An 11073-nucleotide genomic window follows, 5' to 3' on the forward strand; every position below is an offset into this window, starting at 1 on the left:
CAAGGCGCCGGGAACATTCGGTGGGCGCCAAGCCTTAGTCAGGTCGGCTCAAGTTCGCTGACTGGGGAGAGATCATGGCATCGACGTCCACTCCGCTCACCCTGCCCGTACTGCCGCTCGACGACGAGGTCGTGCTCCCGGGCATGGTCGTCCCGCTGGACCTGAAGGACACCGAGGTGCGCGCCGCCGTCGAGGCCGCCCGCGCCGCGGCCACCGGCTCCGGCAAGCCGCAGGTCCTGCTGGTCCCGCGGGTGGACGGCTCGTACGCGGCGGCCGGCACGCTGGCCACCGTGGAGCAGGTCGGCCGCCTGGCGGACGGCCCCAACACCGCCGGGCAGCCGGTGGCGCTGGTGCGCGCCGTGCGCCGGGTCCGGATCGGGGTCGGCACCACCGGCCCCGGCGCCGCCCTCTGGGTGGAGACCACGCCGTTCCGGGAGTCCTCGGTCGGCACGCCGGTGGCCGGGCGGGCCGCCGAGCTCGTCAAGGAGTACAAGGCGCTGTCCACCCAGTGGCTGCGCAAGCGCGGCGCCTGGCAGATCGTCGACCGGGTGGCCCAGATCGAGGGCGTCGGCGAACTCGCCGACAACATCGGCTACGCGCCCTTCGTCACCGCCGAGCAGAAGCTCAAGGTGCTGCTGGAGGCCGACCAGGTCGCCCGCCTGGAGTACGCGCTGACCCTGCTGCGCGACCACCTCGCCGAGGAGGAGGTCAACGACACCATCCGCAAGGACGTCGAGGAGGGCGTGGCCAAGCAGCAGAAGGAGTTCCTGCTCCGCCGCCAGTTGGAGGCCGTCCGCAAGGAGCTCGCCGAGCTGAACGGCGACCCGGCCGACGAGGAGGGCGACTACCGCGCCCGGGTCGAGGCCGCCGACCTGCCCGGGAAGGTGCGGGAGGCGGCGCTCAAGGAGGTGGACAAGCTGGAGCGCGCGTCCGACCAGTCCCCCGAGGGCTCGTGGATCCGCACCTGGCTGGACACCGTCCTGGAGCTGCCCTGGAACGAGCGCACCGAGGACGCGTACGACATCTCCGGCGCCCGCGCCGTGCTGGACGCCGACCACGCCGGGCTGACCGACGTCAAGGACCGGATCGTCGAGTACCTGGCCGTCCGCAAGCGCCGCGCCGACCAGGGGCTCGGGCTGGTCGGCGGCCGCCGGGGAGGCGCGGTGCTGGCCCTGGTCGGGCCCCCCGGGGTCGGTAAGACGTCGCTCGGGGAATCGGTGGCCCGCGCCATGGGCCGCAAGTTCGTCCGGGTCGCGCTCGGCGGCGTCCGGGACGAGGCCGAGATCCGCGGCCACCGGCGCACCTACGTCGGCGCGCTGCCCGGCCGGCTGGCGCGGGCGATCAAGGAGGCCGGCTCGATGAACCCGGTCGTCCTGCTCGACGAGATCGACAAGGTCGGCTCCGACTACCGGGGCGACCCGGCCGCCGCCCTGCTGGAGGTGCTGGACCCGGCGCAGAACCACACCTTCCGGGACCACTACCTGGAGGTCGAGCTCGACCTGTCCGACGTCGTCTTCCTCGCCACCGCCAACGTGCTGGAGGCCATCCCCGAGCCGCTGCTCGACCGGATGGAGCTGGTCCGGCTCGACGGCTACACCGAGGACGAGAAGGTCGTCATCGCCCGCGACCATCTGCTCCCGCGCCAGCTGGAGAAGGCCGGCCTCGGCGACGGGCAGGTCAGCGTGGACGAGGAGGCGCTGCGCAGGCTCGCCGGGGAGTACACCCGGGAGGCGGGCGTGCGCACCCTGGAGCGCTCGATCGCCAGGGTGCTGCGCAAGATCGCCGCACAGGCCGAGCTGGGCGAGCGCGAGCTGCCCGCCACGGTCGGCGCGCAGGACCTGCGCGCCCTGATCGGCCGGCCGCACCACGTGCCGGAGTCCGCCCAGGAGCCCGCCGAGCGACGCACCGCCGTCCCCGGCGTGGCCACCGGCCTCGCGGTCACCGGCGCCGGCGGCGACGTCCTCTACATCGAGGCCTCGCTGGCCGACGCCGAGACCGGCGGCACCGGGCTGACGCTGACCGGGCAGCTGGGCGACGTGATGAAGGAGTCCGCGCACATCGCGCTCTCCTTCCTGCGCTCGCGCGGGGCCGAGCTGGAACTGCCGGTCACCTCGCTGCGCGACCGCGGCGTCCACCTGCACGTCCCGGCCGGGGCCGTCCCCAAGGACGGGCCGAGCGCCGGCATCACCATGACCACGGCGCTGGCCTCGCTGCTCTCCGGCCGCAAGGTGCGCACCGACGTGGCGATGACGGGCGAGGTGTCGCTGACCGGGCGGGTGCTGCCGATCGGCGGGGTGAAGCAGAAGCTGCTCGCCGCCGACCGGGCCGGGGTCACCACGGTGATCATCCCCAAGCGCAACGAGGCCGACCTGGACGACGTCCCGGCCGAGGTGCTGGAGCGGCTCACCGTCCACCCGGTGTCGGATGTACGGGAGGTGCTGAAGCTGGCCCTGGAGCCGGCCGAGGTGCTGGTCGCCGCCGCGGCGTAGCGCTCGCCAGGGCCGACGGCATCTCCGCGTGCCACACTGCGGAGATGCCGTCCCCCACGCAGCGCGTCCTGGCCCGGGTGCCGGCCCGGCTGCGCCCGCTTCTGCTGCGGCACCGCCGGCTGGTGAAGTTCCTGGTGGTCGGCGGCGGCTGCTTCGTGCTCACCGCGGTGATCGACGTCGGGCTCAAGTTCACCGTCCTGGAGCACAAGCCGGTGGTCGCGCTGACGGTGGCGACGGTGATCGCCACCGTCGTCTCCTACGCGCTCAACCGACGCTGGGCCTTCCGCACCGACGGATGCGGGCGGGAGGCCCTGCTGTTCTTCCTGGTCAGCGCGGTGGCGATCGGAGTCAACGACGTTCCGCTGGCGCTCTCCCGGTACGCCCTGGACCTGCGCGAGCCGTACGTCGACCCGCTCACCCAGGAGTTCGCCGACTTCCTCAGCGGGATGGTCGTCGGGACCTTCGTCGCGATGCTGTTCCGCTTCTGGGCGGTGCGGCGGTGGGTCTTCACTGGTCCCGCCGAGCGGGCGCGGCCGGGTTACGCTGCACCCGAGATGCCACGGGATGTCTCGTAAGACCGTGAGGTGAGAGTTATGCGCGGCGAGCCGGACGGCGTCCGGACCGGGCCCGCCAGCCAGCAGGGGATGCGCCGGGCCAACCTGGCCCTGGTGCTCGGGGTGATCGCGCGCGGCCCGCGCTCGCGCGCCGAGGTGGCCACCGAGACCGGGCTGACCAGGGCCGCGGTCTCCTCGCTCGCAGAACAGCTGATCTCCGCCGGCCTGGTCGTCGAGGAGGGCCCCGCCGCGCCCAGCGGCAAGGTCGGCCGCCCCGGCACCGCGCTCGGGCTCAACCCGCTCGGGCCCGGCGGCCTCGGCGCCGAGATCGGCGTCCGGCACCTGGGCGCCTGCGTGGTCGACCTGCGCGGGGAGGTCCGTGCCTGGCGGCGCCAGGAGGTCGTCAACCGCGGCCGGCAGCCCGCCGCCGTGATGGCCGACCTCGCCCGGCTGGTGCGCTCCGCCGTCGCCGAGTCGGGCCTGCGCCCGGCCGGACTGACCCTGGCCGTGCCCGGACTGGTCGGCGCCAGCGGGGTGCTCGAGCGGGCCGCCAACCTCGGTTGGCAGGACGTCCCGCTGGCCCCCGAACTGCGCCCGGCGCTGCGCAGCGCCGGGGACCGCCTGGCCGAACTGCCGGTGCAGGCGGACAACGAGGCCAACCTCGGCGGACTGGCCGAACGGTGGCTGGACGAGGGCCCGGAGGACTTCCTCTACGTCTCCGCCGAGGCCGGGGTCGGCGCGGCGATCGTGGTCGGCGGCCGGCTGCTGCGCGGCGCGCGCGGCTACGCGGGCGAGTTCGGCCACGTCCCCGTCCACCCGGAGGGCCCGCGCTGCGCCTGCGGGGCGCACGGCTGCCTGGAGCAGTACGCGGGCGAGGCGGCGGTGCTGCGGGCGGCCGGGCTGACCGGTGCGCGCGGCGACTGGGTGACCCTGCTGGCCGAACGCGCCGGCGCCGGGGACGGGCCGGCCCAGGCGGCGCTGGCCGGGGCCGGCTCGGCGCTCGGCATCGCGGCGGCCGGGGCGGTCAACCTGCTGGATCCGGCCGAGGTGGTGCTGGGCGGCGGCTACGCCCGGCTGGCGCCCTGGCTGCTGCCGGCGATGCGCCGCGAGCTGGCCGCCCGGGTCACGGTGCGGCCCTGGGCGGAGGACCGGCTGACGGTCTCCAAGCTCGGTCGGCGCGGGCCGCTGCTGGGCGCGGCGGTCGGCGTGGTGCGGGCCATCGTCGCCGACCCGGGGTCGCTCGCGGGCGGCTGAGGCCGGCGCTCCCGGAACACGGAGGCCGGGGCTCAGGCCTGCGCGGGCTCGGCGACGATCTCGCGGCCGCCGGAGCGCGGGCCACGCAGCACGGCCAGGTAGGCGACGCCGATGCCGACCAGCGCCCAGATCACCAGGACCAGGATCGGCATCCCCAGGTTGGTGGAGCCGAAGTAGGCGATGGACTTGGTGGCGCTGGTGCCGGCGCCGTTGGGGATCAGCGAGCCGATCGCCCGCCAGAACGGCGGCATCATCGGGGCCGGGTAGACACCACCGGCGCTCGGGTTGCCCAGCACCACGAAGACCAGCACCGCGATGCCGATGCCGATGACGTCGAACAGGCACTGCAGCGCCATGGTGAACGCGCCGACCGTGAACACCACCAGGGCGCCGATGCCGGTCAGGGCCAGGATCGAGCCGGGCAGCGCGTCCAGGACCGGCCCGGCGGTGATCGTGCCGCCGAGGCCGGCGCCGACCGAGTACAGCGCCAGTGCGCCGAGGCGGATCAGCAGGCGGTGGACGTTGGCCGGCTTGGAGCCGGCGCTGATGCCGAGGATCGAGGCGACCAGGTAGCCGCCGACGCACCAGCCGATGACCAGGTAGAAGGCGGAGAGGCCGTTGGTGTCGCCCTTGGCCAGCGGCACGACGTCCTCGACCTTGACCGTACGGCCCTGGGCCTTGTCCAGCGCGGTGGTGACGGTCTCGGCGGCCTTGGCGGCGGAGGTGCCGCGGGCGCCGCCGACCAGCAGGGTGTCCTCGGTGCCGGTCGGGTTCACGACCAGCGCGGCGTAGATCTTCTGGTCCTTGATCTGCTGGGTCGCCGTCTCGGCGTCCGGCGCGGTGACGGGCTTGACGGCCTCGGCCGGCACCGACTCCAGGGCCGCCACCAGCTTGGGCGTGACCTGCGGCGGGGCGACCACCGCGATCGACAGCTTGTGCGGGGTCGGGTGGTGCAGCGCCCCGACGTACGAGGTGATGAAGCCGAGCTGCAGCAGCAGCACGCCGATCACGAGCAGTGCCGCACGCGGTGTGACCGCGCCCTTCAGTTCCGCGACGAAACCCTGCCCCGGGGCGGCCATCCACATCTCCTTGCGTATCGGAAGAAATCGGATACTTAATACCATGAACTAGTTGGCTCGTCTCAACTCCCGCACCGCTTTCCGGCCGCCGCGGCTGGGCGATACTGGCGCCGTGACGGACGAGGAAGCCCTGGTGGCGGTGGAGCGCGAGGTCGGACTGATGTTCCGGCGGGGCCGCGCCAGAGTGGCGGAACTCTCACGCCGGGTGCACCCCGAGCTGGAGGGTCTGGGGTACAGCATGCTCGCCTACGTCGAGCAGGCCGGGCGGGTGCGGGTGACGGACGTCGGCGTGCACTTCGCGGTCGGCAAGGCCACGGTGAGCCGGCAGATCCGCGCGCTGGAGGAGCTCGGCCTGGTCGCCCGGGAGGTGGACCCGCAGGACCGCCGGGCCGCGCTGGTCTCGCTGACCGAGGACGGCCGCAAGCGCTATCTGGCCGCGTACGACGTGCGGATGCGGCGGGTGCGCGAGGTGATGGGCGGCTGGTCGCAGGAGGACGTGGCCCGTTTCGCCGAGCTGCTGCACCGCTTCAACGACGTGCTGGGGGAGCCGCCCGCGCAGTGATCGGGCCCCGCCCGGGGGCTTTGCTTCGGCTTGAAGAAAGTTGCCTTAGTCAACCATCTGTCCTATGGTTGCTTAAGGCAACGAATTTTCCTGCCCGCGCATCCCCACCGCTCCCAGCGAAGGACTCAGATGACCGTCACAGCCGAGGCGGCAGCCGGAGCCGCCGTCGACGACCGACCGATGACCCACCGGCAGGTGATGGAGGCCCTGTCCGGCCTGCTGCTCGGCCTGTTCGTGGCCGTGCTCTCGTCGACCGTCGTCTCCAACGCCCTGCCGCACATCCTCACCGACCTGCACGGCGGCCAGTCCGCCTACACCTGGGTGATCACCGCGGCCCTGCTCACCCTGACCGCGTCCACCCCGATCTGGGGCAAGCTCTCCGACCTCGCCAGCAAGAAGCTGCTGCTGCAGATCGCCCTGCTGATCTACATCGCCACCTCCGCGCTGGCCGGCCTCTCGCAGAACACCGGTGAGCTGATCGCCTGCCGCGCCCTGCAGGGCATCGGTGCCGGCGGCGTGGTCGCGCTCGGCCAGATCTGCCTGGCCGCGATGGTCCCGCCGCGCGAGCGCGGCCGCTACAGCGGCTACTTCGGCGCGGTCTTCGCCCTCGCCACCATCGGCGGTCCGCTGATCGGCGGCGTCATCGTGGACACCTCCTGGCTGGGCTGGCGCTGGTGCTTCTACGTCGGTATCCCGTTCGCGCTGGCCGCGATCCTGGTGGTGCAGCGCACCCTGAAGCTGCCGGTGGTCAAGCGCCCGGCGAAGATCGACTACCTGGGTGCGCTGGTCATCACCGGCGCCGTCAGCCTGCTGATGATCTGGATCACGCTGGCCGGCACGAACTACGCCTGGCTGTCCTGGCAGACCGTGGCCATGGTCGGCGGCGGCCTGCTGCTGGGCGCCCTGGCGATCGTGGTCGAGCGCCGCGCCGCCGAGCCGATCATCCCGCCGGACCTCTTCAGGTACCGCACCGTCACCCTGGCCGCGATCGCCAGCGTGCTGGTCGGCGTCGGGATGTACGGCGCGACCACCTTCCTCAGCCAGTACTTCCAGCTGGCCCGGGCCAAGTCCCCGACCATGGCCGGCCTGATGACCCTGCCGATGATCATCGGCCTGGCGGTCTCCTCCGCCGTGGCCGGCCGGCTGATCACCAAGTACGGCAAGTGGAAGGCCTACCTGGTCTCGGGCACCGCGCTGCTGGCGATCGGCTTCGGCCTGCTCGGCACCGCCAGGGTCGACACCAACTACGGGCTGCTCTCGGTCTACATGGCGATCACCGGCGTCGGCCTCGGCCTGACCAGCCAGAACCTGGTGCTCGCGGTGCAGAACACGGTGCCCCGGCACGAACTCGGCGCGGCCAGCTCCGTGGTCACCTTCTTCCGCACCATGGGCGGGGCGATGGGCGTCTCCGCGCTCGGCGCGCTGCTGAGCACCAAGGTCGGCGACTACCTGGCGGCGAACCTGGCCGCGGCGCACATCCCGGCCGGGCACGGGGCGGCCGGCGGCGGCATCCCGGACCTGGCCAAGCTGCCGGCCCCGATCGTCCCGCTGGTGACGGACGCCTTCGGCCACGGCATCGGCACCGTCTTCCTGTGGGCCGCCCCGTTCGCGGCGCTGTCCTTCGTCACCGTGCTGTTCATCCGGGAGACCGCGCTGAAGACCACTCAGGAGAACTGACCGGCGAGCGGGGACGCGCGAGAACGGGCCGGGGAGTGTTCGACACTCCCCGGCCCGTTCGGCGTTCCGGAAGGACTACGGCGCGGCGATCAGCACCAAGCCGTAGAGCACGGCCGCCGCGCACACGGCGAAGCAGGCGTACGCGCCGGCCAGCAGGACGGGCTGGGCGCCGCCGGAGGCCCGGCCACCCTCGCGGGCGCCCAGCGCGGCCTCACGGCGGGACAGCGCCAGGATGCCGAGGGCGAAGACGGCGACCACGGCGACGGTGACGCCGAAGCTGATGCCGGCGGTCTGGGCCAGGGCGGTCCACTTGATGTGCATGGTGAGTGCTCCTCAGCCTGCGGCGCTCAGGCCGCGACCGTGGTCGAGGCGGGGGTGGGGGCGGCGTTCGCCGAGGTGGCGGCGACCTCGACCGGGGTGACCTCGGCGATGTCGTTGACGTTGTCCGCGCTGACCGGCTGGCGGCGGGAGATCATCCACATCGCGCCCGAACCGGCCACCAGCGCGGCGCCGACCAGGGCGACGCCCCAGGTGCCCTGCCGGGCCAGCGCGGCCGCGCCGCCGGAGACCAGGGCCGCGGCCGGCAGGGTCAGGCCCCAGGTGTAGACCATGCGGCGGACCAGGCTCCAGCGCAGCTCCGGCTTCGGGCCGCCGAGGCCGGCGCCCATGATGCCGCCCGTGCAGACCTGGGTGGTGGAGAGGCCGAAGCCCATGTGCGAGGAGGTCAGGATGACGGTCGAGACGGCCGACTCCGAGGCGAAGCCCTGCAGCGGCTTGATGTCGGCGAGGCCCTTGCCCATCGAGCGGATGATCCGCCAGCCGCCCATGTAGGTGCCGAGCGCGATGGCGGCGCCGGCCGAGACGATCACCCAGGTGGGGGGCAGCGCGCCGTGCGGCAGGGCGCCGACCGAGACCAGGGTCAGGGTGATGATGCCCATCGTCTTCTGGGCGTCGTTGGTGCCGTGCGCGAGCGAGATCAGCGAGGAGGAGAAGACCTGGCCGGTCTTGAAGCCCTTGTCGGTGGCCGCGGCGTTGCCCTTGCGGGTGATCGCGTACGCCAGCTTGGTGGCGCCCCAGGAGGCGAGACCGGCGACGAAGGGGGAGGCGACCGCCGGGATGATGATCTTGGTGATCACGGTGTCGAAGTTGACGCCGTTCATGCCGACGCCGACGATCGTGGCGCCGATCAGGCCGCCGTACAGGGCGTGCGAGGAGCTGGACGGCAGGCCGCGCAGCCAGGTCAGCAGGTTCCAGAGGATCGCGCCGGCCAGTGCGGCGAAGATGATCTCGGGATGAACGCCGGCCTTCTCGTTGACGATGCCGCCGGAGATGGTGGTGGCGACCTTCACGGACAGGAACGCGCCCGCGAAGTTGAGCAGGGCCGCGATGGTGACCGCGACCTTCGGACGAAGGGCCCCGGTCGCGATCGCGGTGGCGGCCGCGTTGGCGGTGTCGTGGAACCCGTTGGTGAAGTCGAAGGCGAGCGCTGTGATGATCACAACGGCAACCAGGAACGAGATGTGTTCCATACCCAAACAATCGTCGTAGTTGTCGCACGGACGTTGGTGACGTCGCGACCGTAGGTCGGCTTGGTAAACGGAAGGTGAACTGAGCCGGGAATCGTGGTTCCGCTGGTGTCCTGACGATGTCCGGCAGCTTTCGGAATGGTGACCTGGGCCGCGCTGAGCTGGACCTTAGCGAAGAACGTCCGGATTCGCCCACTTTTGCTGAGAGCTGTCTCACAGATCAAATCGAGAATTAACCTCCAGGTCCGCGTGCGCCCTGTTTCCGGTGAGTAACCCGTGGGAGGATCGGCGGGATCCGGCTGGACCGGGGGCAGGGCAGGGGCAATCGGGCGGGGAGGACCACCCATGGGCGGGGCTGCACAGCGCACGGAGTCGACGGGCGTACGCCCCTGGGTGCGGGCGGCCCTGCGCTGCGGAGCCGTCCTCGCGGCCGCCGCGCTCGCCCTGCCGGCGGCCACCCAGGCCGCCTACGCCGCGCCCGACCCGGGAACGGGCGTCGTGGTGGCCCCGGGCGCGGACCCGCTGGCCGAGGCCAAGGCCACTCTCGGGCCGCTGCTCGACCAGCTGCACGGGCTCTACCAGAGCGCCGAGGCCGCGACCGAGCAGTACAACGGGTCGGTCGCCAAGGTCGCCGAGCAGCAGGCCGCGCTCACCGACCTCCAGGGCAAGCTGGACCGGCAGCAGAAGCAGGTCGACACCGGGACGGACATCGCCGCCCAGCTCGCCGCCGCCCAGTACCGCAACGGCGCCGCCTCCGCGTACGCCGAACTGCTGCTCTCCAAGGACCCGTACGAGGCGGTCACCATCGCCGAGCTGCTGGCGGCGGCCAGCCGCTCGCAGTCCGAGTTCCTGGACAAGCTGAAGGCCGACCGGCAGGCGCTCGACGGGCTGAAGAAGCAGACCGAGGAGGCGCTCAAGACCTCCCAGGCGCTGGTCGCCCAGCAGGACGCCGCCAAGGCCAAGGTCGCGGCCGACCTCGCCTCGGTCGAACAGCTGGTCGCCTCGCTGACCGGTGCGCAGCGCACCGAGCTGGAGCAGGTGGAGAAGGCCAAGGCCGACGAGGCCCAGCTCGCCTTCCTCGCCTCCGGCGCCCTCGGCAAGGGCGAGCGCACCCCCTCGCTGGCCGGGCGCGCGTCGGTGGCCTTCGCGCTGGCGCAGCTGGGGAAGCCGTACCTGTGGGGCGGCATCGGCCCGGACTCCTACGACTGCTCCGGCCTCACCTCGCAGGCCTGGCTGCACGCCGGCAAGCCGATCCCGCGCACCAGCCAGGAGCAGTGGGCACAGCTGCCGCACGTCCCGCTGAACCAGCTGCGGCCGGGCGACCTGGTGATCTACTTCCAGGACGCCTCGCACGTCGCGATGTACATCGGCGGCGGGCTGATCGTCCAGGCCCCGCGGCCAGGGGCGTTCATCAAGGTCTCCCCGATCGGCTCGATGTCGATCCTCGGCGCCGTCCGGCCCGACCCGGACGGCGCGGCGGACGACGCCGGCGGTGCCTGGAAGGTGCCCGACCTGCCGAAGGGCTGGGACTCCGTCACCCCGATCGCGCCCAGCCCGGCCAACCAGGTCACGCCCACGCCCGCACCGGGCAGCCCGGCGACCCAGCAGCCGGCCACCCCGGGGACACCGAGCGGGACGCCCTCCGGCACCGGCACCCCGTCGGGCCCGGGCACGCCCACCGGCTCCGGCACCCCGAGCGACCCGGGCACGCCGTCCGGCAGCGGCACCCCGACCCGGACCCCGACGCAGACGCCCACGGGCACCCCGACCGGTACGCCGAGCCAGACGCCCACCGGGACCCCGACCGGCACCCCCACCCGGACCCCGACGGGCCCGGGCTCCCCGAGCACCACCGGCTCGGCCGGCGCCTCGGCCCCCGGCAGCGCCACGGCGACCCTGCCGCTGGGCGGTCTGCTGCACTGACGCGGTACC

At 73.0% G+C, this 11073-nt stretch carries 9 protein-coding genes; 6 read left to right on the forward strand and 3 right to left on the reverse strand.

Annotated elements, in window-relative coordinates; genetic code table 11:
• The first annotated feature begins 74 nt into the window (after positions 1 to 74).
• The 3 genes from lon to ACIRYZ_RS11980 are packed head-to-tail and all read left to right on the forward strand — an operon-like array spanning position 75 to position 4297.
• On the forward strand, positions 75 to 2489 hold the full coding sequence (gene lon / locus ACIRYZ_RS11970) for an endopeptidase La (RefSeq protein WP_402942433.1): 2415 nt from the start codon (positions 75 to 77) through the stop codon (positions 2487 to 2489).
• Between the two features lie 44 nt (positions 2490 to 2533).
• Positions 2534 to 3064 carry a GtrA family protein gene (locus ACIRYZ_RS11975; protein WP_402942435.1) on the forward strand — a complete coding sequence of 177 codons (531 nt, stop codon included), beginning with the start codon at positions 2534 to 2536 and terminating at the stop codon, positions 3062 to 3064.
• Between the two features lie 18 nt (positions 3065 to 3082).
• Complete coding sequence (locus ACIRYZ_RS11980; protein ID WP_402942437.1) at positions 3083 to 4297, forward strand: ROK family protein; 1215 nt, start codon at positions 3083 to 3085, stop codon at positions 4295 to 4297.
• Positions 4298 to 4329: 32 nt separating this feature from the next.
• Here ACIRYZ_RS11980 and ACIRYZ_RS11985 read toward each other — a convergent pair whose 3' ends face one another.
• Positions 4330 to 5376 carry an ABC transporter permease gene (locus ACIRYZ_RS11985; protein WP_402942440.1) on the reverse strand — a complete coding sequence of 349 codons (1047 nt, stop codon included), beginning with the start codon at positions 5374 to 5376 and terminating at the stop codon, positions 4330 to 4332.
• Positions 5377 to 5488: 112 nt separating this feature from the next.
• Here ACIRYZ_RS11985 and ACIRYZ_RS11990 point away from each other — a divergent pair, with 112 nt between their 5' ends.
• Together ACIRYZ_RS11990 and ACIRYZ_RS11995 are read left to right on the forward strand one after the other, a co-directional pair.
• Positions 5489 to 5938: a MarR family winged helix-turn-helix transcriptional regulator gene (locus tag ACIRYZ_RS11990; RefSeq protein ID WP_402942443.1), complete on the forward strand. Its 450-nt coding sequence runs from the start codon at positions 5489 to 5491 to the stop codon at positions 5936 to 5938.
• A 129-nt stretch (positions 5939 to 6067) separates the two neighbouring features.
• Complete coding sequence (locus ACIRYZ_RS11995) at positions 6068 to 7615, forward strand: MDR family MFS transporter (protein WP_402942446.1); 1548 nt, start codon at positions 6068 to 6070, stop codon at positions 7613 to 7615.
• 75 nt (positions 7616 to 7690) lie between these two features.
• On the opposite strand, the gene ACIRYZ_RS12000 is transcribed toward ACIRYZ_RS11995, so the two are convergent.
• Complete coding sequence (locus ACIRYZ_RS12000) at positions 7691 to 7936, reverse strand: hypothetical protein (protein WP_402942448.1); 246 nt, start codon at positions 7934 to 7936, stop codon at positions 7691 to 7693.
• A gap of 26 nt (positions 7937 to 7962) precedes the next feature.
• Positions 7963 to 9144, reverse strand: coding sequence for an anion permease (locus ACIRYZ_RS12005; protein WP_387617257.1), 1182 nt, complete (start codon positions 9142 to 9144; stop codon positions 7963 to 7965).
• 342 nt (positions 9145 to 9486) lie between these two features.
• Here ACIRYZ_RS12005 and ACIRYZ_RS12010 point away from each other — a divergent pair, with 342 nt between their 5' ends.
• Complete coding sequence (locus ACIRYZ_RS12010) at positions 9487 to 11064, forward strand: NlpC/P60 family protein (RefSeq protein WP_402942451.1); 1578 nt, start codon at positions 9487 to 9489, stop codon at positions 11062 to 11064.
• The last annotated feature ends 9 nt before the right edge of the window (positions 11065 to 11073 follow it).

Origin of the sequence: Kitasatospora sp. NPDC101155 (assembly GCF_044768305.1) — a bacterium.
In the GTDB taxonomy this organism is placed as follows: Bacteria; Actinomycetota; Actinomycetes; order Streptomycetales; family Streptomycetaceae; genus Kitasatospora.

What these genes read in the sequence shown, in the direction of transcription:
- lon (WP_402942433.1), top strand. Translation starts at nt 75, where the DNA reads ATGGCATCGACGTCCACTCCGCTCACCCTGCCCGTACTGCCGCTCGAC.
- ACIRYZ_RS11975 (WP_402942435.1), top strand. Translation starts at nt 2,534, where the DNA reads ATGCCGTCCCCCACGCAGCGCGTCCTGGCCCGGGTGCCGGCCCGGCTG.
- ACIRYZ_RS11980 (WP_402942437.1), top strand. Translation starts at nt 3,083, where the DNA reads ATGCGCGGCGAGCCGGACGGCGTCCGGACCGGGCCCGCCAGCCAGCAG.
- ACIRYZ_RS11985 (WP_402942440.1), bottom strand. Translation starts at nt 5,376, where the DNA reads ATGGCCGCCCCGGGGCAGGGTTTCGTCGCGGAACTGAAGGGCGCGGTC.
- ACIRYZ_RS11995 (WP_402942446.1), top strand. Translation starts at nt 6,068, where the DNA reads ATGACCGTCACAGCCGAGGCGGCAGCCGGAGCCGCCGTCGACGACCGA.
- ACIRYZ_RS12000 (WP_402942448.1), bottom strand. Translation starts at nt 7,936, where the DNA reads ATGCACATCAAGTGGACCGCCCTGGCCCAGACCGCCGGCATCAGCTTC.
- ACIRYZ_RS12005 (WP_387617257.1), bottom strand. Translation starts at nt 9,144, where the DNA reads ATGGAACACATCTCGTTCCTGGTTGCCGTTGTGATCATCACAGCGCTC.
- ACIRYZ_RS12010 (WP_402942451.1), top strand. Translation starts at nt 9,487, where the DNA reads ATGGGCGGGGCTGCACAGCGCACGGAGTCGACGGGCGTACGCCCCTGG.